General features: G+C 59.7%; 19 protein-coding genes and 1 pseudogene. 10 read left to right on the top strand and 10 right to left on the bottom strand.

Annotated elements, in window-relative coordinates; genetic code table 11:
- Positions 1 to 58: 58 nt before the first annotated feature.
- The 4 genes from NVV94_RS16410 to NVV94_RS16425 all read right to left on the bottom strand — a co-directional run bounded on the left by NVV94_RS16410 (position 59) and on the right by NVV94_RS16425 (position 4727).
- The gene (locus NVV94_RS16410; RefSeq protein WP_258443431.1) at positions 59 to 991 is read right to left on the bottom strand and encodes a LysR family transcriptional regulator; all 933 of its coding nucleotides are present in this window, start codon (positions 989 to 991) and stop codon (positions 59 to 61) included.
- Positions 992 to 1113: 122 nt separating this feature from the next.
- On the bottom strand, positions 1114 to 2022 hold the full coding sequence (locus NVV94_RS16415; RefSeq protein ID WP_408733414.1) for a methyl-accepting chemotaxis protein: 909 nt from the start codon (positions 2020 to 2022) through the stop codon (positions 1114 to 1116).
- Positions 2007 to 3275: an OprD family porin gene (locus NVV94_RS16420; protein WP_258443433.1), complete on the bottom strand. Its 1269-nt coding sequence runs from the start codon at positions 3273 to 3275 to the stop codon at positions 2007 to 2009. The genes NVV94_RS16415 and NVV94_RS16420 overlap by 16 nt, the downstream gene beginning before the upstream one ends.
- Before the next feature lie 108 nt (positions 3276 to 3383).
- Positions 3384 to 4727 carry an aromatic acid/H+ symport family MFS transporter gene (locus tag NVV94_RS16425; RefSeq protein ID WP_258443435.1) on the bottom strand — a complete coding sequence of 448 codons (1344 nt, stop codon included), beginning with the start codon at positions 4725 to 4727 and terminating at the stop codon, positions 3384 to 3386.
- 230 nt (positions 4728 to 4957) lie between these two features.
- Between NVV94_RS16425 and NVV94_RS16430 the strand changes: the two are divergent.
- Positions 4958 to 5101: pseudogene (locus NVV94_RS16430) on the top strand (GntR family transcriptional regulator); the annotation flags it as partial.
- Between the two features lie 162 nt (positions 5102 to 5263).
- The gene (locus NVV94_RS16435; protein WP_258443436.1) at positions 5264 to 5569 is read left to right on the top strand and encodes a hypothetical protein; all 306 of its coding nucleotides are present in this window, start codon (positions 5264 to 5266) and stop codon (positions 5567 to 5569) included.
- Positions 5570 to 5662: 93 nt separating this feature from the next.
- Here the strand turns inward: NVV94_RS16435 and NVV94_RS16440 are convergent, their stop codons facing one another.
- From NVV94_RS16440 to NVV94_RS16450, 3 genes are read right to left on the bottom strand one after another with little or no spacing between them, the layout of a single operon-like run.
- The gene (locus NVV94_RS16440) at positions 5663 to 7696 is read right to left on the bottom strand and encodes an LTA synthase family protein (protein WP_258443438.1); all 2034 of its coding nucleotides are present in this window, start codon (positions 7694 to 7696) and stop codon (positions 5663 to 5665) included.
- Between the two features lie 47 nt (positions 7697 to 7743).
- Positions 7744 to 8358 carry a hypothetical protein gene (locus tag NVV94_RS16445; protein WP_258443440.1) on the bottom strand — a complete coding sequence of 205 codons (615 nt, stop codon included), beginning with the start codon at positions 8356 to 8358 and terminating at the stop codon, positions 7744 to 7746.
- Positions 8358 to 9656 carry an exo-alpha-sialidase gene (locus NVV94_RS16450; RefSeq protein WP_258443441.1) on the bottom strand — a complete coding sequence of 433 codons (1299 nt, stop codon included), beginning with the start codon at positions 9654 to 9656 and terminating at the stop codon, positions 8358 to 8360. Before NVV94_RS16450 ends, NVV94_RS16445 begins: the two co-directional genes overlap by 1 nt.
- 890 nt (positions 9657 to 10546) lie before the next feature.
- Here NVV94_RS16450 and alr point away from each other — a divergent pair.
- The 3 genes from alr (at position 10547) to NVV94_RS16465 (ending at position 13815) form a co-directional block, all read left to right on the top strand.
- Entirely contained in the window at positions 10547 to 11785 is a 1239-nt protein-coding gene (alr, locus tag NVV94_RS16455; protein WP_258443443.1) for an alanine racemase, read from the top strand.
- Between the two features lie 264 nt (positions 11786 to 12049).
- Positions 12050 to 12922, top strand: a complete 873-nt coding sequence (locus NVV94_RS16460) for a GNAT family N-acetyltransferase (RefSeq protein ID WP_258443444.1) — start codon at positions 12050 to 12052, stop codon at positions 12920 to 12922.
- On the top strand, positions 12922 to 13815 hold the full coding sequence (locus tag NVV94_RS16465; RefSeq protein ID WP_258443445.1) for a polysaccharide deacetylase family protein: 894 nt from the start codon (positions 12922 to 12924) through the stop codon (positions 13813 to 13815). Before NVV94_RS16460 ends, NVV94_RS16465 begins: the two co-directional genes overlap by 1 nt.
- Before the next feature lie 60 nt (positions 13816 to 13875).
- Here the strand turns inward: NVV94_RS16465 and NVV94_RS16470 are convergent, their stop codons facing one another.
- Complete coding sequence (locus tag NVV94_RS16470; protein ID WP_258443446.1) at positions 13876 to 14181, bottom strand: panthothenate synthetase; 306 nt, start codon at positions 14179 to 14181, stop codon at positions 13876 to 13878.
- 147 nt (positions 14182 to 14328) lie between these two features.
- On the bottom strand, positions 14329 to 16056 hold the full coding sequence (gene ggt, locus NVV94_RS16475; RefSeq protein ID WP_258443448.1) for a gamma-glutamyltransferase: 1728 nt from the start codon (positions 16054 to 16056) through the stop codon (positions 14329 to 14331).
- Positions 16057 to 16341: 285 nt separating this feature from the next.
- Here ggt and NVV94_RS16480 point away from each other — a divergent pair, with 285 nt between their 5' ends.
- Together NVV94_RS16480 and NVV94_RS16485 are read left to right on the top strand one after the other, a co-directional pair.
- A complete protein-coding gene (locus NVV94_RS16480; protein WP_258443449.1) occupies positions 16342 to 17076 on the top strand; it encodes a thioredoxin family protein in 735 nt (244 codons plus the stop codon).
- Positions 17077 to 17375: 299 nt separating this feature from the next.
- Positions 17376 to 17858: a GNAT family N-acetyltransferase gene (locus NVV94_RS16485; RefSeq protein WP_258443450.1), complete on the top strand. Its 483-nt coding sequence runs from the start codon at positions 17376 to 17378 to the stop codon at positions 17856 to 17858.
- On the opposite strand, the gene NVV94_RS16490 is transcribed toward NVV94_RS16485, so the two are convergent.
- The gene (locus NVV94_RS16490; RefSeq protein ID WP_258443452.1) at positions 17855 to 18346 is read right to left on the bottom strand and encodes a GFA family protein; all 492 of its coding nucleotides are present in this window, start codon (positions 18344 to 18346) and stop codon (positions 17855 to 17857) included. The genes NVV94_RS16485 and NVV94_RS16490 overlap by 4 nt on opposite strands.
- A 342-nt stretch (positions 18347 to 18688) precedes the next feature.
- Here NVV94_RS16490 and NVV94_RS16495 point away from each other — a divergent pair.
- From NVV94_RS16495 to NVV94_RS16505, 3 genes are all read left to right on the top strand, one after another.
- Positions 18689 to 19851 (top strand): IS3 family transposase gene (locus NVV94_RS16495; RefSeq protein ID WP_258443255.1). Its coding sequence is split into 2 segments (ribosomal slippage): positions 18689 to 18944 and positions 18944 to 19851, totalling 1164 coding nucleotides; the frame shifts between segments, so codons are not numbered across the junction.
- Between the two features lie 124 nt (positions 19852 to 19975).
- The gene (locus tag NVV94_RS16500; RefSeq protein ID WP_258443453.1) at positions 19976 to 20602 is read left to right on the top strand and encodes a response regulator transcription factor; all 627 of its coding nucleotides are present in this window, start codon (positions 19976 to 19978) and stop codon (positions 20600 to 20602) included.
- Positions 20603 to 20609: 7 nt separating this feature from the next.
- Positions 20610 to 24245 (top strand): transporter substrate-binding domain-containing protein, encoded by a 3636-nt coding sequence (locus NVV94_RS16505; protein ID WP_258443454.1) that lies wholly within the window; start codon positions 20610 to 20612, stop codon positions 24243 to 24245.
- Positions 24246 to 24247 lie beyond the last annotated feature (2 nt).

Consider the following 24247-nt stretch of genomic DNA (forward strand, 5'->3'; position numbering starts at 1 on the left):
AACGCTGCACAAGGATGGTCCGTTTACCGGACCATCCCTACCCGTTCCTCCGCTGCGTTCAGCCCCAATGACGAACCTCATCGGCAACGAGCTCATGCTCGGCAAAAAGCTTGGGCAGTTCTTCCTTGAGAAATTCCACCCAGGTCCTGACCTTGGCATCCAGAAAACGCCGGGAGGGGTAAAGCGCATAGACGTTTCGTTCCCTGAGCCGATAATCGCCCAGCAAGCGCAGCAATGTGCCCTCGCGCAGCGACCGGGTGGCGGTATAGAACGGCAACAGGCTGATACCCATCCCCGCCTCCGACGCATTGACCATCGCCTCGGCAACGTTGCTCTGGAAGGTTTTGCGGGGGACAACTGAGTGCCCGCCCTGCTCGTCCTGGAACACCCACTCGTCGCTGTACAACGGGTCGAGCATACGCAAGCAGCAATGCTGGTCGAGATGCTCGGGACGGGTGGGAAGACCGTGGCGCGCGATATACGCCGGGGAGGCGCAGGGCATGCTGAAGATGCGGCCGACCGCCTGGGCGACGAATTGCGAATCCTCCAGTTCCTGGGCAATGGAGATGACCACGTCGTGCCCTTCTTCCAGCAGGTCGGGGTTGCGTTGCGACAAGGTCAGCTCGAACACCACATCCGGGTAGAGCTCGCAGTAGCGGGCAATGAGCGGCGTCATCAGCACGCCCAGCCCGGTCAAGCAATGCAGGCGCAGTCGACCACTGGGCTTGAGGTGGGCACCGCGCGCTTCCTCGGTGGCTTCGGCCATGTCGTCGAGTATTTGTCGGGCCCGCAGCAGGAAGCGCTCACCGGCTTCGGTCAGGCTCAGGCGGCGAGTGGTGCGCTGCAGTAGGCGGGCTTGTACATGCTGCTCCAGGTCGGCCACCAGCCGGGAGACTTGCGCCGTGGAAAAATCCAGGGCTTGCGCCGCGGTGGTAAAGCTTCCGGCATCGGCGACACGCACAAATACCCGCAAGCTGTTAAGCACGTCCATCAATCCTCCTGCGACAACGAATGTTGCATTTCATGTAAGGCCAAGCACAGCTCCCCTTCAACCACACCCGCACAGGGATAAAATCGAGCCATCGAAAAGTCCACGCAGAACCTGTCACCGCTTCATGCCGCTATCCGGGTCGCCTGGCGTGCCAGCTCATGCAAGTTGGCCAGGCGCTGCATGATACGCTCGACCACTTCCACCCTGGCAACCGCACCACTGCGCAACTCTCCCATCGACTGCAACGCGACCTCGGCCTTGTCCAGGCCCAGACGGGTCGAATCGGCAAGCTGTTCGAGGCCTTGACGGGCATCCTCGGCCGACCGTTCCAGACCCGTGGCGATCTGCCGGATTTGCGCACTGGAGTCCGCCGCCTGACGGGACAGATTGCGCACCTCGTCCGCCACCACCGCAAAACCCCGACCATGATCACCGGCCCGCGCGGCCTCGATGGCAGCATTGAGCGCCAGGAGGTTGGTCTGCCGGGCAATGTCCTGGATGCTGCCGACAATCGCGCCAATACGCACGGATTGGCTGCCCAGCTCATCGAACACCTGGTCCAGGCGCTGCAAGTACTGATCAAGGTCACCGAGCACGGCAGCCGAAGACTGCATGCTCAGGGCGCTGGCCTGCACTCGCTCACCCGCGCCGCGCGCCAGCTGGTCGGCAAAGCGCATGTCGTCCTCGGTTTTTAGCACCAGTTGGGTCAACTGTTCGAGCGCCACCTGAACCTGCGCGCCCGGCCAGACCGGCTCGGCCGTCGGCATCCGCTGCGGGCTGGCCGCCACGGGCGCACTCAATACCACCGGCGCCGGCTCGCGCTGCACTGCAATTTCCACCACCGGCATTGGCTGACGGTGATAGAGCACGGCCGCGACCAGCAGCAAGCCGTTTACTGCGCCGGCATACAACAACCGCATGCCCTCACCACCGGCCAGCAGCACCACGCCGCTAGCGGCCGCAACCAGCGCCAGCCCTGCCCAGACCTTGTTTGTCATACCCGACTCCTGGCGACTCACAGCAGCGTCCATGTGTAACTGAGGATCAGTCGATTCTCATCGATATCGCTGCGGTAGTTGGAGCGTGCCATCGCGTTGCGCACCCGCACGCCCAGCCCCTTCAAGGTGCCGCTCTGCACCACATAGCCGATGTCCAGGTCTCGCTCGCGGTCCTTGCCTTCGAAGCCCTGGCCGGTGTCGACGTTGTTGCCGCGGATGTAGCGCACGGTGCTGGTCAGGCCTGGCACGCCAAGCGCCGCGAAATCATAGTCGTAACGCGCCTGCCAGGAACGCTCGTCGGCGGAGGCGAACTCATAGGTCGGTACTTCGTTGCCCAGTGGCGAGATGTTGGCGAAGACTCGAGGGAAGGCGCTCTCGCCGTACATGCCCTGGTAACCGATGTAAAAGGTATGCCCACCGCGTTTGGCCGACAGCAAGGAAAAGAACGCCTGATTGTCGATGGTGCCCAGCAGCTTTTTGCCGTCCTCGCTGGCGTCGTAGTAGCCGAGGTTGGCACCCAGGATCCAGTCGCCAACGGGCTCGCTGTGTTTCAGGCCCAGGAAGCGCTGGTCGTAGATATCTTCCAGTTGCCCATACCAGGCACTGACCGTGGTGCGTTTGTCGTTGAAGGCATAATCGCCACCGCCATAGTTGAAGGCGTCACTGCTGGCCCGGCGCTGCGGTACGTGGCCGAGCATGGCCTGCATCTTCTCGTCGCCCGCCTCGTTGCGCAGGTGGGTGGAACTCAGATGGCCACCTTGCAGGGTCAGGCCATTGATCTCGCTGGAGGTGATGCTCGCCCCCTGGTAGCTGGGCGGCAGCAGGCGGATGTCACTGAAGGCCAGCACCGGCAGATTGGGTTGCAACTCGCCGACGCGCAGTTCGGTCTTCGAGTAACGCAACTTCAGCGCGCCTTCCAGGCGACTGTATTCATCGGCTGCGCGGCCATCGCCATGCACCGGCAACAGACCGGTATTGGTCCGGTCCGGACTGCTGTCGAGCTTGATTCCGAGCAGGCCGATCACATCCACGCCGACGCCGATTGGCCCCTGGGTGTAGCCAGACTTGGCGTTGAAGATGAAACCCTGCGCCCATTCCTCAGCCTTGGACTGTTGATTGGCCCCGACGATGTCGGAGAAGTCGCGGCTGAAGTAGTAGTTGCGTGCCTGCAAGGTAGCGCTGGCATCTTCGATGAAACCGCCTTCGGCGGCCATCAATTGGTTGGAAAAACCCAAGGCGACAGCCATGGACAACACCGTACGCGCTGCGTGAAAAGTCTGTTTCATCGTCTTGCTCTTATTGTTGTTTTGGGTTGGACAGGCGTTACAAGGTCGAGCTTGAGCCTCCACTGCGCGCTCGTTCGGCACGCGCAGTGGAATGCTCGAAAGCAGGGCTCAGGCCTTGGCCGCCGACAGCGGCGCGGCAGCACCAGCCACACTGCGCTGGCTGCTGATGGCGAACACGGTCATGGCGATGGCGGCAACCGCACCCGGCAGGGCGAAGGCCATGAAGTTGAGTTGCAGCGGCAGACTGATCCCCAGCAACGCGCCGCCCAGCAGTGGGCCGACAATGGCGCCGTTACGACCGATGCCCGATGCCCAGCCAAGACCCGTGGAGCGAATGGCCATGGAGTAGAACTGCGCTGCGCAGGCATACAGCAGAATTTGCGAACCGATGGTGGTGGCGCCAGCGATGGCGATCAGCAGGTACAGCACCGGGGTCGGACTTTTGAAGCCGAGCAAGGTGATCGATACCGCGGCAACGGTGAAGAACACCGCCAACACGCGCGGCAGGTTGAGCTTGTCGCCCAATACGCCACCACCCACCGCACCGAAGATCGCGCCGAAGTTCAGCACCAGCAGGAAGGACAGGCTCGAGCCCAGGCTGTAGCCGGCATTGGCCATGAGTTTTGGCAGCCAGGAACTCAAGGCGTAGACCATCAGCAAGCAGCAGAAAAAAGCCACCCAGAGCATCAGCGTGCGCAGGCTGCGGCCTTCGCGAAACAGCTGCAGTACCGGGGTGCCGGTGCCCTTCACTTCCGCCATGTGCAGTGTATCGTTGGCTTGAGCGACATAGTGGGTATCAACGCGCTGCAGGACTTTACGCGCCTCCTCGTTGCGCCCCTGGCGCAGCATGAACCCTACCGACTCAGGCAGGAAATACATGATCAGCGGCAACAAAAGCAGCGGCAACCCTGCCACATAAAACACCGACTGCCATCCGAAGCTGGGAATCAGCGCGATGCCCAGGCCTGCCGAAAGCATGCCGCCCACCGAATAGCCGCTGAACATGATGGCGACCAGGGTGCTGCGAATCTTCTTCGGCGCATACTCGTTCATCAGCGCCACCACATTGGGCATGACCCCGCCAATCCCCAGGCCCGCAATGAACCGGCAGATGCCAAACTCCGTGGGGCTGGTGGCAAAGCCATTGAGCACGGTGAAGCCACTGAACAGCATCACGCACATGGTGATGGTTTTCTTGCGCCCGATCTTGTCCGACAGCGGGCCGAAAAACAGTGCACCGAACATCATCCCGAACAGCGCATAGCTGCCCAGCGCCCCGGCCTCCAGCGGGCTCAAGCCCCACTCTTTCATCAGCGTCGGCAAAACCACGCCGTAGATCACCAGGTCATAGCCGTCGAAAATGATGATCAGGGCGCACCAGAACAACACCATCCAGTGGAAGCGGTTGAAGCGCGCATTGTCGATCACCTCGTGTACGTCGATGTTTCGCATGGCATCGGTCTCTTGTTGTTATTTTGTCTTGCACGTTTGGGAGTTCCAGCGTGCTTTCGTGGGCGGCGCAGGCAACGATCTGCTGATAGCGGCCATTGTTGCGGGCCATGCACAGCACTGTTACGCAGGATGCAAATGAAGGTTATGGAGTTGGCACGGGGCGCAATATCCGCTTTGTGCAGATCGCTATCCGTTTTGTGCAGGGTGGGCGCAAGCCCGGTTCCACCTCCCCCGAACGGGCCATGGAGACGTGGCAGGAGCACCGCAAGATCCTGCGCTGCCTGGCACGCCACGCCGCCGGCCCGGCGCAGAAGGCAATGCAGGAACATATCCGCAACGCCGCGTCGCGTACCGGCATACTTTTTTCGACATGATTCGCAGTTTCTTCTCGCTAAAGGAGAAAATGGCCGCAGTTCGTTGTCGTATCACCTGCAGGCACTCCGTTACGAGCAAAGGCGAATACGGTGGGCTATGGGAAAGCTTGCCTGCCTTGTGTGTTTTTTAATTGCAGAGGTAGCGAGATGAGCGTGAGACCCATGCTTGGTATGTGGGTGGTGGCTGCGATTGGCTCAGTCATGTTGACGCCAGCGTCAGCGGATCACTGGCGAGACGGACGCGAGGGTGGTGAGTGGAAGGACGAGTACAGAGACGGGCCATGCAAGGTAAAGATCGAATCCAAGGACGATGAATACAAGGAAGAAATCAAATGCCCGAATGGCCGCGGCGCCAATTGGCGTCGTGGTGAGTGGAAAGACGAATTCTGGGAGCGTGGCTGCAAAGTCAAGATTGAAGCCAAGCGAGATGAGTACAAGAAAGAGGTCAAGTGCGAGCACAATCACTGAGTGATTGTTTGGTGTCCACACCACTACATTTGTGCCGAAAGAACGTTGGCGAGCAAGCTCGCCAAACGTATCTATTTAGTCAAGCAGTCGCTTTCAATTTTCCCGCACATTCTGATAGAGCATTAGCCGTGAAGTTTCATGCAGGCCACGCGTCAGCGGGAGCAGACGGGCAAACTCATCAGGATGTCGCTCGGCAACGTTGTCCAGCGGTGTCTGAGAGGACAGATCGTGCAGCGTCGGGTTGCTGCCGTCGTGTTCCATCTGCAGCAGGAAGTCTTTGGTCACCCCGCCTATGAGCGGAAAGGTGCCCTCGCGCAGTACCAGTGGCACCACACGCTCGCCTTCTGGCGCAGGCTTCTGTATGTCGCGTCCCGTGGCTCCGTTGCGAAATTCCATGCCTACCATGCCAAGCACCGTGGGCAGTAGATCCGTAAGGCCAACAGTTTCCTCGATCACACGAGTCCCCAGCAATTTGGGCGCATGAATCAGCATCGGTACGTGGTTGCTCTCGAGCCCCAACTTTTCGAAGGCCGGTGGCATGTGCGGAATCTGGCTGATACGCGTGTTGTGGTCCCCGAACATGACGAAAATAGTGTTGTCGTACCAACCACCTTTCTGGGCGATTTCCATCAAGCGGCCGATGTTGAAGTCCAGCAAGCGTACTGCGTTGTATTGGGCCAGGGTGCGCGAACCCGCGTTCTGCACGGTTTCAAGTGGCAGGTCGAGTACCTCGAAGCCATCGTTCTGTTGTGGAATGGTAAAGGGACGATGGTTCCCCGCCGTCTGGATGAAAGCAAAGAAGGGTTTGTCCCGCTTACTCAGGATTTGATCACTTTCCTTGAACAGATCCAGGTCCGAGACACCCCATACATCGACCATCGGCGAACTCCAGTGCTGCTCCTCCAGCAACGTGATGTCGTCGATGCTCTGGCGGATCAAGGCATTCATATTTGCCCAGCCAGAGTTGCCACCGATCATGTAGTACTTTTCGTAGCCTTGTAGCGAGTTGATCAAGCTACTCTGTCTTGTGATCAACGGGTTACGCGTGGCCGTCTCCTGACGTGAAACGTCAGGAACACCGGAGATGCTTGCCCATACGGTTTTCGCCGTGCCTGTGACCGGAACGTAAAAGTTCTTGAAAAACCAGCTCTGTTTCGCCAGGCGGTCGATATTCGGCGTTGGATTGAGCGGGTTGCCGTACGCGCCGACAGCACTGGTGCCGAGCGATTCCAGCATGATGAAAACCACATTGGGCCGGCGTTCGCCGTTGATTGCGTAGGCTTGAGGACCTTGCTCCCGGCTGAAGTTCAGGTTGGTGGCATCGGGCTGGTCAACACCCAGGTACTGGCTGACAACGTCGTAATGAGTCTTGACCTGCTCAAGGTCGTACGGTTTTTGCGGCACCTTGAGTGTGTCGTAGAGGAACATCACCGGGTTCAACCCTAATGCAGCGATCTGGTTGTCGCCGGAGTAGAACGCATCACTCCAACGCAGCGGTACGGGGTTTTCCAGGTTGATGTTTTCTACCCGGCCCAGCAGGCCCAGAAAAACCACCCCCACTATCAACGTACTGCCCCACGTCAGCGACCAACGACTGATACGCTTGGCCGGGCGATCAAGGGTAATGCGCTCCAGGCGCAGCAGCAGCCACCAGACCAGCGCTGTTACAGTCAGCCAACCGAGGCTGATCCAAACCACCGGGTATGTTTGCCAGAGCATATCGGTGGAGATCTGCGCGTCTTCGAGGAAGCGCAGAACCGTGGCGTTGATACGCATACCGAGGTATGCGTAATGACCAAAGTCCACAATGTAGATCAGCAGAACCGTGGCCAGTGCCGCTGCCAGATAGATGCGTGCGAGCCAGCGCAACAGCCCTGAGCGGGTCAGGTTCCAGGTCGGAATCCAGGCCAGCAAAGCCACCGGCAACATCAACACAATAGCCAGACGCAAGTCGAAGCGCAGGCCTATACCCAGGGTCTGCGGCACCGCCTCGACCTTCTGGAGTGCACTCACGTCGAAGCCGGAGAAACCGACAAAGAACAAACCGCGCAACACAGCGAGCGTCAGAAATACGATCGCAATGGCGCCGAGCCAGTAATGCAAACGTCGAGAGTAGAGCCAATCCATGTTGCAACCTCAATAAATCGAACAGTCGGTAAAAACGTGCATGCTTGTCAAAGCTGGACGGGGCGCTTCAACCTGCGCCGTGCCATGGTGCTACGCCAAGCCATCTTGAGGCCGGTGAAAATCAGTGCCCCCCAGCAATAAAGAGCGATGAAGGGATCGAGAAGGTAGTCCCAATAGTTGGGCGAGGGTTTTAGCTCAAGAATGAACGCGAGGGTGGCTACCCCCAGCATGCATACGACCAACCCGTTGCGCAGCACGACGAATGCCATTGCCAGGAGCCCCATGACCACGAGCATGGGGCGCGGGTTATAGCCAAGTCGATAAGGGTCAAGGTAGGTCATGCCCAGCGTGGCTGGGTAGAGAAACAGGGCCAGCCCGGCGAAGAGCGACAGCAGTTGACCTCTTGCAACAGGGGGCAGACTAGCCGCCAATCCCATCCGAACTAGCGTGGCATATAGCAGCCCTACCAGGGTAGTGATAGCCAGGTCATCGCTGAAGCCGCGCAGGTAGGCCGCCAACGGTAAACCGTCGACAGGTATGAAGCCAATCGCCAGAAAACCCGATAACTGCGCTATTTTCAGGCCCATGTGAGACCTGAAAACGGGCAGCAAGACAAAAGCCAACAGGGCAAAAGTCACGTGTGCTTGCCAAAAATCGAGCATTAGGGTTGCTCCCTGAGCCAGGCGTCATTGAAGCTGACATGCTTTATGAAGGAGTTGTTCCAGGAGTAAACCAAGTGGTACCGCCCATCAAAACTCTTGATGAAGTTGGGATACTCGTACTCGAAATCGCACCCGTGCTCCTTGCAAACGCGCTGATCAAGTTTTGCCAGAAAACCTTCAACCAGCGACTGTCGACGAGGGCCGGAGGAGTCAAGGAACTTTGCACCGATGATTTCCCGGTAGACCTCGGGGGTGAAGGGATCGCCTTCAGGGTCTGGAGACTCATCAAGATCTATCACCGGTGTCCAGAAATCCAGGGTGGCATCGGTTTCCATCAGACGGAGACGAAATCGTCCCTCTTCAAGGTCATTGAGCGCTACCAGCAAGCCGTGATCAGGCGTCGCAATTGCCGCCAGCGACGAGTTGGGGTTGGCGAGGGCAAGCGGATAGGGGGCGCTCCAGGTCTGTCCGGCATCTTCCGTCCGGCTCGCCAGAACCTTGTGGTGGGTATCACCCGCGTAACGCAGCATCGCCACCGCGCTCCGTTCCCCTGTGGGTACGACGGTAGGTTGGAGCGAGTGCTTGCCACGGCTGATACGGAATTTGTCGACCACCTCACCTGTTGGGTTTATGTATAGATACTCCGCGAACTTACCCAGGAACTCGTGATAGACGGGTAGACCAATTGCGCCGTCAGAGTGAAAGACCGGTGAGTTACGGACCAAGGTGCTTATGTTGAGGAACGGCGTAGTCACAAGTTGTTTGGGGCGCGACCAGTTGGCACCGAAATCGTCCGAGTACATGGAATTGATCGCGCTGCCCGCCCAACCGCCGATGGATACCGAAACATAGAACAGCCAGAGGCGGTTGTCTGGAGCCAAGGCAATCACAGGGTTGCCGAGCTTGCGAATATATTTGCCCGTTGCCTCTTGGGTCGATTCGCGGGTAGCCAGGACCGACTCCTCACCCCATTCGGCAGCGCTGGCAATATAGCGTGCGCCGCGTACCTGCACATCGGCCGCACCTTCGCGCGAGCCTGCGAACCAAACAGCCATCAGATCGCCGTTCGGCAATGAGGTGACCGAGGATGCGTGCACAAATGCGTCTAGCTCGGAGGATACGAAACGACTTGTGTAGAAAGGCGCCGCTACGCTATTGAGTTCCGAATCCTGGTTGCCGCCGACAAAAAAGCCGGCTACCGGTTGGTCAGGCTTGAGCCACCATGCGCAAGCAAAAACAGCGAAAATCGTGACAAGACCAAGGCTCCTGGTGAGCTCTTTGAATTTAATCGACTGCATTATCAAAACCATACTGACACAAATACACATACCCCTCGCGAGGCGGGAGGCAACATCGATTCAAGGCTCGACAGCGAGAGTGCGGTCTTGCCTTGGGAGCGTTTGACTGGTTTCTACAATGGATTGACTCGACTGGTGGTAGGCAGGGAGCGCCGGCACTTAGGCACCAGACGTGAAAAAGCATTCAGCATCACGGATTAAAACCCGGCATGCAACCTCGAATGTCCCCTTTTGGCAATCGGCGGGTTGTAAAACGATTAACCCAGTGTCGAGAAGATAAACGTAACTATATGTTTTTATGTGAGTTTTCACAAAAATCAGGATTGCAATTGTGAACAAATTTAAAGAATCTGGTCAAAAAAACAGCAAAAATCGTCTAAGCGAAACTCGGTCAGGGCTCCGTCACACGACCCGCACCACCGGCAAAATGCGGCCAGGAGCGGCCAGGAGCGGTCGCTTGAACGGGCACCCTGCGGATCCTGTAGCCGCTGCCGCCAGGCTGCACTGGAGTCCCGCAGGGGCTCCCCGGCGATCTTGAGATCTTGGGCACGCGGACGCAGCCTGACGGCAGCTGCTACAAGGGCCACCATTTGCCTAAACAGCGGTAACTCACCACGGAAAGGGCGCAATCTGCGCCCTTCTCTTTCATATCTAACGCTCCGGATCAGGGCTCACTGACGTGCCCAAGTGGTAACTGCGTCATTAAGAATTGTCTGTTGTTTAGCCGTCATCAACAGCGTCATCCGCTGCATCAGACTTGTCACACCACATAAATAAACGACGTCTTTGCATAAGAATTCGGGGGCTGTTCGCTCGATGCCCTGCAGGCCTGGCTGATGCCGGATTCCCCTGCGCACCGACCTCCCCTCATCTTGTATGGAAGACTCGATATGCCACGTTTCATGCTCAGCACGCTGACGCTCTCTCTGGCTTTGACGGCAATGATGCCTGTGGTCAATGCCGCTCCTTTGCTCGATCCCGCGCCGGAACATCCGAGTGCCAAAAACCAATCGGGCGAGGCCAATACCTGGTTGGAGATCGATCAGGCCGCCTTCGAAGGGAACATCACCAAACTCCAGCAACAGCTCGCGGGTAAAACCCAGATGTGCGCGGTGATGAAAGCCGACGCTTATGGCAATGGCATTGCCTTGCTGATTCCTTCCGCCATCAGGATGGGCGTCACCTGTATCGGTGTGGCGAGCAACGAGGAGGCACGTGTTGCACGGGCCAAAGGCTTCAAGGGCCGTCTGATGCGTTTGCGCAGCGCCACTGTCGAGGAAGTGGGCAATGCGCTGCGCTACAACATCGAAGAACTGGTCGGCAATCTCGAGGTTGCGCGCCAGCTCAACGAACTGGCCACACGCAAAGGTGTGAAACTGCCCGTTCACCTGGCGCTGAATTCGGCGGGCATGGGCCGCAACGGTCTGGAAATGAGCACTACCGAGGGGCAACAACAGGCAGTGGAGGTCGCTCGACTGGGTCACCTGAATATTGTCGGCATCATGACCCACTTCCCGGTCGAAGAGCGAGAGGATGTTCTGCGCGGGCTGGCCACCTTCAAGGAGCAATCGGGCTGGCTGATCGAGCACGCAAAACTGGACCGCAGCCGAATCACCCTGCACTGCGCCAACACCTTCACCACCCTTGAGGTGCCCGAGGGCTGGCTGGATATGGTACGCCCCGGCGCCGCGCTCTATGGCTATCCGGTAGGCGGGCATGACGAATTTCAGCGGGTCATGCAATTCAAGTCGCAGGTAGCGGCGGTCAACGCCTACCCGGCCGGCAGCACGATCAGCTATGACCGAACCTTTACCTTGAGCAAAGACTCCTTGATCGCCAATATTCCCGCCGGTTACTCCGACGGGTATCGAAGAGCATTCTCCAACAAAGCTTCGGTGCTGATTCACGGTCAGCGTGCACCGGTGATAGGCAAGGTCACCATGAACACGCTGATGGTCGACGTCAGTGGCATCAAGGGTGTGAAGGCGGGAGATGAAGTCGTTCTGTACGGCAAGCAGGGTGATGAGGAGATTACCCAGACTGAGCTGGAGACCATCAACGGGGCGTTATTGGCCGACCTCTACACTATCTGGGGCAACTCCAATCCGAAAGTGTTGAAGACCAGGTAAGGGTGGAAGAAGAAGGTGCGCTGGTGGATACCCACACCAGATCACCTTCACTCGAAGTGGCCTCGAAGGTATTCAGCCGCTTCATCCAAAGCCGGTTGAATCCACAACCCCTTGCAGACGCTGGTCCAGGACAATTCAACGGTGACGAACAGGTTCTGAAGCTGACGTGACGGCCTGGCTCAATACCCGGGTTGAAGCTATACCGAAAAGGTTCAGACCGGAAAAGGACCACCCGCTCGATCAGCGACGCAGGAGAACTTCGCCATGTCGAATCAACTGGTCATACGCAACATGGCCCGCCCCGAGCTGGACGAGCTCGTCGGTTGGGCAGCCCGCGAGGGATGGAATCCCGGCCTTCACGATGCCGAGCTGTTCTGGGCTACGGACCCTGACGCCTTCATTGCGGCGGACCTGGGCGGCGAGTTGATCGGCGGTGGTGCCATCACCTCCTACAACGGTGAATTCGGCTTCATGGGGTTCTTCATCGTCCGGCCCGAATATCGCGGCCAGGGCCTGGGCAATACCCTCTGGCACGCACGCCGCGAGCGACTTCTCGCCCGCCTGCACCCAGGCGCGAGCATCGGCATGGACGGTGTCTTCGCGATGCAGGATTACTACGCCAAGGGTGGTTTTGTCTTTTCCCATCGCAACATGCGTTTTCGTACCGAGATCAGCAAGCGGCCGGTGACCTCGCGGGTTGACGACCAGGACATCGTCCCCTTGGCCTCCTTCCTGTTCGATCAGGTGCTCGATTACGACCGCACCTGCTTCCCCGCCGTGCGCGCAACCTTCCTCAGTGGCTGGATAGCCCAACCCGATGCACTCGCCGTGGGTTGCCGGCGCGAAGGCAGGCTAAGCGGCTATGGGGTAGCAAGGCGCTGCCGGGAAGGCTACAAGATCGGCCCCTTGTTCGCCGATGACGCCCTGGCAGCCAGTGCCCTCTACGCGCGCCTGGCAAATTTTGCGCAGGGCGGCCCGCTGTTTCTCGATGCCCCGCAGAATAACCCCGCCGCAATGGCGCTCGTGCAGCAACTGGGCATGGTCGAGGTTTTCGGCTGTGCGCGCATGTACTTCGGCCCTCCTCCGGCGATCGCGCATGAGCGTGTCTTCGGCGTCACGACCTTCGAGCTGGGCTGATGAACAGTCGCGACCTCGTCGGTTACGGCGGCTGCCCACCCCACCCGCGATGGCCCGGTGACGCGCGCGTCGCGGTCCAGTTCGTGCTCAACATCGAAGAGGGTGCGGAGTCGTGCATCCTCAACGGCGATGCCCGCTCGGAGGCCTATCTCCACGAACTACCGGGCCGCCCGCCGCGCATGGGGGAACCGGACTTGAGCGTCGAGGGCATGTACGAGTACGGATCGCGCGCGGGCGTGTGGCGCATCCTGGACCTGTTCGGCGCCCGAGGCCTGCCGCTCACCGCCTTCGCCGTCGGCCGGGCATTGGAACTCACCCCGGAGATCGGCCATGCGCTTTGCGCCGCCGGGCATGAGATTGCCGGGCATGGTTACCGTTGGCTGGACTATCGCGACATCCCGGAAGACAAAGAGCGGCGCCATATCCACCTCACTCTCGAGGTGATCGAGCGGATCTGCGGCAAACGCCCAGTAGGCTGGTACACCGGAAGGGTCAGCCAGAACACCCGCCGCCTGTTGCGCGAGGACGGCGGGTTCCTCTACAGTTCGGACGCCTACAACGATGACCTGCCCTACTGGCTCCCTGGCTCGCCCGCCCACCTGGTGATCCCCTACACCCTGGTCAACAACGACGCTCGCTATCTGCTGCCGAGCGGTTTCGCCTGCGGGGAAGACTTCTTCCAACTGCTCAAGGATGCGTTCGACCTGCTGTGGCAGGAGGGCGCACTACACCCGAAGATGATGAGCGTCGGCTTGCATGGACGGATCAGCGGCCATCCCGGACGCGCGATGGCGCTGGCGCGCTTTCTCGATTACGTGCAAGGCCATGACAGGGTTTGGATCTGCCGGCGCGAAGAGATTGCCAGGCACTGGATAGCCCAATTTCCCGTCTAGGGGCGATTGAACCCTGGCCTACAATCTCCCCAACAACACCATAGCGGGGTGTTCCATTGATCACCCCCATTTCTTCCCAAGCCCGTCCAGACCGGCCTTTTGCAGATCCTCCGGGCTCATCACGATACGGAACTTGCAACTGGCCTGGAAGTTTAGAAAGAAGGGTTCGGCAAGCGCGGGGATGTCGGACGGGTCTTGTACATCGATCACGAAGAGCCCACAGCGCATTCCATCCTGCTCGGTAAAGTAGGTAGCCTGCGGCTTGATGCTTTCCAGGATACGCCTGATGATCTCGCCCACCGTCCCGGCTCGGACGAGGGCGTTGAAGGGTTCGTGGGGAAACTCGACCGTCAGTAGCATCTTCATCGTTCAATACTCTTTCAGAGGGGCACGCAATGAAGAATAGCGAAGCATGAGCCAATGCTTGTGTGGGGTTACGAGCGGCGCAGGTTCAACGCGGTCAGGATGAACATACGCCGCTCGATGAAGCCCTGAACCAGGGCTTCGTCTCACTCAATGGCCCAGCGCAAGCCCCGTGTTGCGCCGCGGATCGTTCGCGCCATAGAAGCGGTTGTTGCCAACCGGTTTGCCGCCGAGCGAAGGCGCACCGACCAGGATCGCCGCAATATGGTTGGGGTCCTGCGGGCCGGCGAACTTATGCCCCCAGCCTTCAAGGATTTTCCGGGTGTCGGGGCTGACGGCGAACGTCTCGAGGTTGGTCTCTTCAGGCAACCACTGTTGATGGAATCGTGGCGCATCGACCGCCTCCTGGATGTTCATGCCGTAGTCGATCACATTGAGCATGGTCAGAAGCGTCGCTGTGATAATACGACTGCCGCCTGGCGTGCCGACAACCATCACGGTTTTGCCGTCCTTGGTGACGATGGTCGGGCTCATCGAGGACAGTGGTGCCTTGCCCGGAGCGATCGCGTTGGCTTCCCCTTGCACGAGGCCGTACATGTTGGGCACGCCCACCTTGGCGGTGAAGTCGTCCATCTCGTCGTTGAGGATGACCCCGGTCTTGCTGGCCATGACCCCGGCGCCAAACCAATCGTTGAGTGTGTAGGTCACCGAGACCGCATTGCCCGATTTGTCCACGATCGAGTAGTGCGTGGTGTTGCTGCCCTCGTGCGGCGCCACCCCGGGCTTGATTTCGCTGGAGATGCCGGCTTTTTGCGGCTCGATGGCGGTGCGCAGTTTCGTGGCATAGCCTTTGTCCAGCAGGTGCTCCAGCGGGTTTTTGACGAAGTCGGGGTCACCCAGGTAGCTGTTGCGGTCGACATAGGCGTGACGCATGGCCTCGATCTGGTAATGCAGGCCCTGGGCCGAGTGATAGCCCAGGTCGGGCATCGGGTAGCCCTCGAGGATGTTCAATATCTCGCAAATGATGACCCCACCCGAGCTCGGCGGCGGTGCCGAGACCACGTGGTAGCCGCGGTAGTCACATTCGATCGGCGCGAGTTCGCGGGTCTTGTACTTATCGAGGTCGGCCTGGGTGATCAGACCCTTGCCGGCCTGGCTCGAATTGACAATCGCCTGGGCCACCCAGCCCTTGTAGAAGCCGTCGGTACCCTTGGCGGCAATTTCCCGCAGTGTCTTGCCCAGGTCCTTTTGCACCAGCTTCTGGCCGGGCTTCATCGGCTCGCCGTTGCTCAGGAAGATCGAGCCGGAGTCCTTCAAGTCCTTCCTGAAGACTTCCGTCGCGGTTTCGAGCAGGTCGACATCGCCCTGCTGCAGTACGAAGCCGTCTTCGGCATATTTGATCGCCGGCGCGATGACATGGGCACGCTTCATCGTGCCGTACTTCTCCAGCGCCAACTCCATGCCTGACACGGTCCCCGGCACGCCGACGGCCAGGTGGCCCTTGGTGCTCAGCTCCGGGATGACATTGCCGTCCTTGTCGAGGTACATGTTGGGGGTGGCCGCCAGGGGCGCCTTCTCGCGGAAGTCCAGGAAGGTCTTGCGGCCATCGGCCAGCTGGATCGTCATGAAACCGCCGCCGCCCAGGTTGCCCGCTGCGGGGTAGACCACTGCCAGGGCATAGCCGACCGCTACTGCAGCGTCGACTGCATTGCCTCCGTCCTTGAGGACATCGACGCCGATGCGGGTGGCCAGATGCTGGGCCGTCACCACCATGCCGTTCTCGGCGGCGACCGGGGCTTGGGAAGCTGCGAGTGCGCAGGTGCAACCAATAGCGAGTGCCGTTGCAATAAGCGATTTGGCCAAGGGTTCGAATGTCATGAGTCGAGTCTCTTGTTTTTTAGATAAGGGCGCGTCACTTCAGATAGTCGACAGCCAATAGACTGTAGGACAGATTCGGCTCGCCGGAGCCGCGAAACCTCAGCCCCAGCCTCATTCGATTCCGCTATGTGGCAAATCATCGACCGGGCGAGCGGCGTGGATTGTTGAAAAATCGCAGCGGTCTGACACCGTTCATCGTTTTTACTCGATCCTGCGCTGAAAACTGTCGAATCACGGCAGCGCCAATCGATCAAAGATGAGTGTGACAATCCAGGAGAACGCACCATGAGCACCGTAAAACCCGATGTGGTATCCCGAGAGCAATGGTTGCTGGCCCGCAAGCAGTTGCTGCTCAACGAGAAGGCCTTCACTCACCAGCGCGATGAGCTGAGCGCCGCCAGACGCGCCCTACCCTGGGTCAGGATCGACAAGCACTATGTGTTCGAAGGGCCCGCCGGGCAACTGACGCTGGCCGACCTGTTCGGCGGGCGCAGTCAGTTGGCGATCTACCATTTCATGTTTGCCAAGGGCTGGACCGAGGGTTGCCCGGGCTGTTCGTTCCTGGCCGACCATTTCGACGGTGCCAACCTGCACCTTGCCAATCACGACGTCGCGCTGGTGGCGGTTTCCCATGCGCCCTTCGCGGAGTTTCAGGCGTTCAAGCGACGCATGGGCTGGCAGTTCGACTGGGTGTCATCCCATGGCAGCAGTTTCAACGAGGACTTCCAGGTGTCGGCCAGCGCCGAGAATGTCGCTGCTGGCGAGTTCATCTACAACTACGAGCCCAATACCGGTGAAGAGCCAGAACTACCGGGGCTGAGCGTGTTTTATCGCAATGAATCGGGTGAGATTTTCCACACCTATTCGACCTATGCGCGCGGCTTGGATATTTTGGTGGGGGCTTATAATTTTCTCGATTTGATGCCCTTGGGCCGCAATGAGGGTGGGACGATGGATTGGGTGCGGCATCATGATAAATACGAAGGGGTGAAGGCTGGGGGGCAGAGTTGCTGTCATTGATGTGCTGTACGGCCGCTTCGCGCCCGAGCGCAGCCTGCGGCAGCGGCTACACCGACCGTGGCGTGCCGGACCTCTGTAGCCGCTGCCGCAGGCTGCGCTCGGGCGCAACGCGGCCGCAAGGATCTCACTGCCCGGCAAAGGCCCGCTGCAACTGGGCAATCTCCAGCTTCTTCATCTGCAACATCGCTTTCGGCCCACCATTGACTCTTCTTGTCGTTTTAATCGGCGATGAATCGACAAGCCCCTGCAGGCGCTGTAGCTTTTTGTTTCGACTGCATTGACCCCACAGGGAGTTCCACTTGAATCTGACCATTCGCCCGGCAACGCCTGCCGACGCCCCGCAAATCCTGGCGTTCATCACTGAACTGGCCATCTACGAAAAAGCCGAGCGCGAGGTCGTCGCCACGGTTGCCGACATCGAAAAGAGCCTGTTCAGCGCAGATGCCACCGCCAAGGCCTTGATCTGCTGCCTGGATGACCTGCCGATCGCCTTTGCCGTGTATTTCTTCAACTATTCCACCTGGCAGGGTCGCAACGGCCTGTACCTGGAAGACCTGTATGTTTCCAGCGAGCACCGTGGTTGTGGTGCGGGCAAGCTGTTGCTGCGCCATCTGGCTCGCGTCGCCTGTGACAGCGGTTGCGGCCGGTTCGAGTGGAGCGTGCTGGACTGGAACCAGCCGGCCATCGACTTTTACCTGTCGATTGGTGCACAACCTCAGTCGGAGTGGGTGCGTTACCGCATGGATGGCGAGGCACTGAAAAACTTCGCCTATTCAGACTAAGGGCGACTGAGCCCCAGTCGCTCATGCCACTGGGCGATGGACTCTTCGGGGAATTCGCCGAACTGTTTATCGCCCTTGTGCGCGTCCACTTCCACCCACTCGGGCTTGTAGTCGAGCATCAGGTGCGTGTGCTCCGGCGGCACCGGCAGCGGCGTGTCGATGACCGAGGCAAAGGGATGGATCAACTCCGGCCACTCGGGGCTGAACAGCCACAGGGCACTGCCGCATTCCTTGCAGAAATGCCGTTCGGCGCTGCTGGTGTGGGCGCGCCGCTGCCCTTCGCCTTTGATTTTCGCGTGGTAGATGGCGATGTGTTTGCTACCACGTACCTTGAGGCTGTCGGCGTCACCGGCAAGGTTGATGGCATAGCCACCGCCGCCCTGGGTCTTGCGGCAGATCGAGCAGTAACAGCGTTGGTAGGGATAAGGGTGGGCGCTCGTCAGGCTGAAGCTGACCGCCCCGCAATGGCAGGAACCTTCGAGATGCATGGCCAAACCTCCTCGTTATCGGTACACCTGGCATGAGCAAGAGTAATGAACGCATGATTGCACCAGGAAACGAAAGCAGCGTCATGCAAAGTGCATGAATGCGGTCAATCTCGACGGGGTTTATGCATTGCCGCAAAGAACGGCTCGAATGTCCCATTGCGCGAAGGCCCTCTCGCCGCGGCGGCAATGCCTTGAAGCAATCGAATCGCACTTTTCAGCCAATTTTTGCACTTACCATGTCGGAAAATTCCTATTTCACTACGTATTTTTTCATCACCTGTAGTGGTCTAATGAAACCGGACACCCATTTAGGCGAGAATGCTCGCCAGATCGAGGTGTCAAATGACCAAACAACGCCGTTCCTTTTCCGCTGAATTCAAACGCGAGGCTGCCGACCTCGTGCTCAAGCAAAACTACAGCTACATCGAAGCCAGTCGTTCACTCGGCGTCGGCGAGTCGGCACTACGCCGCTGGGTTGAGCAGGTTCAGAAGGAGCGCCAAGGTGTCACCCCGCTAAGCAAAGCGCTGACCCCGGAGCAGCAGAAAATCCAGGAACTGGAAGTCCGGATCGCCCGCCTTGAACGGGAAAAATCGATACTAAAAAAGGCTACCGCGCTCTTGATGTCGGAAGATCACGAGCGTACGCGCTGATCAATCAGCTTAGCGTCCACGAGCCGATTGATTGGCTGTGCAAAGTGTTTGAAGTCACCCGCTCGTGTTACTACGCCCAGCGTCTCAGGCGCCGGACTCCTGATATTGAGCGGCTTCGGCTGCGCAGTCGGGTCAATGAACTGTTCACAGAAAGTCGTAGTGCTGCGGGCAGCCGCAGCATCTTGTCGATCATGCGTGAAGACGGCGAGCAACTGGGGCGATTTAAGGTACGCAGCTTGATGCGTGAGCTTGACCTCGTGAGCAAACAGCCAGGTTCTCATGCCTATAAACGAGCGACGGTCGAACGGTTGGATATCCCGAACATCTTGAATCGGGAGTTCGATGTCTCGGCCCCCAACCAAGTGTGGTGCGGCGACATCACCTACATTTGGGCCCAAGGGAAATGGCATTATCTGGCTGTTGTGCTAGATCTTTGCGCGCGCCGGATAGTGGGTTGGGCATTGTCGGAAAAGCCGGACGCCGAGCTGGTTATCAAGGCACTGGATATGGCCTATGAGCAACGAGGAAGACCTCAGGGCCTGCTGTTTCACTCGGATCAAGGGTCGCAGTATGGGAGTCGTTTATTTCGCCAGCGGCTGTGGCGTTATCGCATGCGCCAGAGCATGAGCCGCCGGGGTAATTGCTGGGACAATGCGCCGATGGAGCGTGTGTTTCGCAGCGTGAAAACTGAATGGATACCGACCATGGGCTACCGAACTGCTCAAGAAGCCCAGCGCGATATCAGCCATTTCTTGATGCATCGGTACAACTGGATTCGCCCCCATCAATTCAACGGTGGGCTGGCGCCAGCTCAGGCCGAAGAAAAACTTAACGTCGTGTCCGGGATTAGTTGACCACTACAACCCCTATACTTCGGATACTCATTTCAGCGGATTCGACTTATCGTTGGAAACCTCCACAGGCGAACGGAGGTACTTCTCCACGGGACATACCACAGTAAGGCCAAGGAACTCTGCAATGCACAAGGCGCTGATCGTCGACGACCATCCGGTGATCCGGCTCGCGGTCAGAATGTTGCTCGAACGGGAAAACCTCGAGGTGGTCGGTGAAGCCGACAATGGTGTCGATGCGGTCCAGATGGTTCGCGAACTGACACCCGACGTGGTCATCCTGGATATCGGCATCCCCCGGCTCAGCGGCCTGGAGGTCATCGCCCGGCTCAAGCACCTGACGGTGAGCCCACGCATTCTGGTATTGACCGCGCAGTCGGCCAACCTGTACAGCAAACGCTGCCTGCAGGCGGGTGCCTCGGGGTTCATCACCAAAGGCGACGATCTGGGCGATCTGGTCAGCGCGCTGCACGCGGTGAGAAAGGGTTATGCCTATTTCCCTGACCTGAGTTACTCCAATTCACGCAACGACACTATGCTGTTCAGCGAAGAACAGCTGTTCGCGCGCCTGTCGGACCGGGAAGTGCAAGTGCTCAAGATGCTGGCCGACGGCTGCAAGAACAAGCAGATCGGTGAAGAAATACATTTGAGCCCCAAGACCGTCAGCACCTACAAGACCCGGATCATGACCAAGCTCAATGTGAACTCGCTGGTGGAAATGATCGACCTGGCCAAACGCCTGATGGCCATGTGAGTCCCCCATGCGCACCTACCTGTTCGTTGCGCTGATCGTGTTCGCGATTCAGGGCGTTGCCCCTTGCGCCATGGCCGATAGCCCGCAACCCCGGCAACTGCTTGCCCGCTCGATGACCGAGGAGCGACCGGCCCTGAGCAACACCGACCGGCAATGGCTCAACCACAGGCAGGTACTGCGCCTGGGCACCTCGGCGCCCGATTATCCGCCGCTGGATATCAATATCAGCGAGTCCGACTACGAAGGTCTGACCGCCGACTATGCCGGGTTGCTCGGCGACATGCTCGGCGTGCGCATCGAGGTGTTGCGTTATGCCAGCCGGGCAGAGGCGATCGACGCCTTGCATGCCGGCCGGATCGACTTGCTGGGCAGCTCCAACACCTTCGAAATCGCCGATGCGGGCCTGGTCCTGAGCCAGCCCTATGCTGACGATCAGTCGGTCATCGTCACCCCGGTGGGCAAGACCCGCGATGCCACCGATCCGCTCGATGGCCTGGACCTGGCCATGGTCGATCACTACTTGCCGCGTGCCGACGTCCAGGCACTTTACCCCAAGGCCCGCTTGCGCCTGTACCCCTCGATCCAGGACGCCATTGCCGCCGTCGCGTTCGGCAGGGCCGATGCCTATCTGGGCGACGCCATCAGCTCCGATTACCTGATCAGCAAGAACTTTCAGGGCAGTGTCCAGCTTTCGCATTTCATCAAACAGGAGCACAAGGCCTATTCCTTTGCCCTCAAGCGCGACAACCCGACCTTGCAGCGGGTCATCGACAGCGCCTTGCAAGGCATCGGCGACGGCGATCGCCTGAGCATTCTGCGCCGCTGGAGTGGCGGCAGCACCAGCATGTTGCTGAGCCGCACGGCCCTGAAATTCAGCGCCAATGAGCAACGCTGGATGAGCAGCCATCCGGTGGTGCGCGTGGTGATCAACGACAGCTATGCACCGCTGACCTTCTACGACGATGATCATCGTTTTCGCGGGATTACCGCCGACGTGCTGGAGCAGATCAGCCTGCGCACGGGCCTCAAGTTCGAGGTGAGCGTCGCCGGGTCCGTACAGGAAATGATCGAGCAGGTCCTCCAGGGCAAGGCCGACATGATCGGCGCCTTGAGTCGCAGCAATGCCCGCCAGCACGATCTGGGCTTCACCCGCCCTTACCTGGCCAACTCTTATGTGCTGGTCGGCAGTACCCGCAGCGACAGCCCGGACAGCATCGAGCAGTTGCAGGGCAAGCGCCTGGCCGTGATACGCGGCACGCCCCTGGTGCACGACCTGGCGCAACATCATCCACAGGTGCAGCAGATCGAGGCAGAGGATGCTCTCGATGCCATGGAAATGGTGGTGCGCAATCGCGCCGATGCGGCGCTCAACACACAGATCAGCGCCAACTACTTCGTCAGCCGCCTGTTCAAGGATCGCCTGCGGATCGTCTCGACCCTGGGCAATACGCCAGCAACCTCGGCGTTCGCCGCCGCGGCGAATTCGACGCAGCTGCTCTCGATCCTCGACAAGACCCTGCTGAGCATCCCTCCCGATGAAATGACCCAGCTGGCCAACCGCTGGCGAACCAATGCAGTGATCAGCGACAGCCTCTGGCGCAACTACCGCACCTTGATCTTGCAGATCGTGATTGGCGCCGGGTTGCTGGTCCTGGCCTTTGTGATCTGGAACGGCTACCTGCGCAAACTGATCAAGGAACGCGCCCAGGCCGAACAAGCCCTGGAAAACCAGCTCGAATTCATGCGCGTGCTGATCGACGGCACCCCTCACCCGCTCTATGTGCGTGACCGTCAGGGGCTGCTGCTGATCTGCAACAACAGCTACCTTGAAGCCTTCGGTGTCAGCCGTGAATCGGTCCTGGGCAAAGAGGTCACCGCCCAGGTGCTGAGCGATCCGCAGGAAGCGGCGGCCTACCGCGCCGATTACTTGCGGGTAATGGAGCAAGGCACCCCACTGCTGCGCGACTCGGAGTTCCACATCGGCGCCCAGGGTCAGGCGCACACCCTCTATCATTGGCTGCTGCCCTACCGCGATACCCAGGGCACGGTGCAAGGCGTCATCGGCGGCTGGATCGACATCAGCGAGCGCAAGCGACTGCTCGAAGAACTGCACGTGGCCAAGGACCGGGCCGACGACGCCAGCCGGGCCAAGACCACCTTCCTGGCAACCATGAGCCACGAGATCCGCACGCCGATGAATGCAGTGATCGGCATGCTGGAAATCGCCTTGAAAAAGGCCGACCAGGGACAACTCGACCGCTTCGCCCTGCAGGTCGCGTTCGACTCCGCCAAGGGCTTGCTCGAATTGATCGGCGACATTCTCGACATTGTCCGCATCGAGTCCGGGCATATGAGCCTCAACCCCGTGCCGGCCGACCTGCCCCGCCTGATCGAAACCACGGCGCGGGTCTTCGACGGCAATGCCCGACACAAGGGCCTGCGGCTGGCGCTCGACATTCAGCCTGATCTGCCTGGTTGGGTGCTGATCGATCCGCTGCGTTTCAAGCAGGTCCTGTCGAACCTGTTGAGCAACGCCATCAAGTTTACCGACCAGGGCAGCATCCATATCGTCCTGAAGGGCGAAACCACTCCCGATGGGCAACAGCTGGATATTCGCCTGAAGGTCGAGGACACCGGCATCGGCATCAGCACTTCGGATCAGGCGCGCCTGTTCAGCCCGTTCGCCCAGGCCGCCGGGCAACCTCCACGTCAAGGGACCGGGCTGGGGCTGGTGATCAGCCGAACCCTCTGCGAAATGATGGGTGGGCAGCTGACCCTGGCCAGCGCCCCGGGCGAAGGTACCTGCATCGAAATCGCACTGAGGCTTGCCCTGGCCTCCCGGTCGGAGGTGGCTGCACCCGCCAGGGACGCGCCCGCCATCATGCCGGCAACGGCGTTGAATATCCTGGTGGTAGACGACTACCCGGCCAACCTGATGCTGCTCGAAAAACAATTGAGCTTTCTCGGCCACAGCGTCAGCCAGGCCGAGAATGGCGCGGCCGGTTTGCAGGCATGGCTCGAGCACGCCTTCGACGTGGTCATCACCGACTGCAACATGCCGGTCATGGACGGCCATGAGTTGGCTCGGGCAATCCGCGACCATGAACAGAAACGCGGCCTCAAACCCTGCCGGGTCCTGGGGTTTACCGCCAACGCCCAGGCCCGGGAGCGCGAGCGCTGCCTCGCCTCTGGCATGGATGACTGCCTGTTCAAGCCGATCGGGCTGGCCGAACTCAGCCGCCGCCTGTCCCCCTGCACGCCGCTGGCCCCCGCACCGGCAACCGTCGCGACGTCTGAAAGCGATTTCAGTTTCGACAACCTCAAGCAATTGACCCTGGGGGATCCGGCCCTGATCGAGCGGTTGTTGCAGGAACTGGCCCGCAGCAACCAGCAGGAACTGCAGGCGCTGCGCCACTTGAGCAGCCGCGATGACCTGGCCGGCCTCGCCGACCTCGTGCACAAGATCAAGGGGGGCGCGCGCATGATCAAGGCCAGGACGGTGGTCGGGCATTGCGAGCAGATCGAACAGGGCGTCAGCGCAGGCCTCGCTGCAAAGGAAATCCGCTCACTGATCGCCCGCCTGGAAGGCAGCCTGCAAGCCCTTGGCAACCAGTTGCTGAACCACCAGCGGGGTCAGCTGTAGCG

Origin of the sequence: Pseudomonas sp. LS1212, assembly GCF_024741815.1 — a bacterium.
GTDB lineage: Bacteria > Pseudomonadota > Gammaproteobacteria > Pseudomonadales > Pseudomonadaceae > Aquipseudomonas.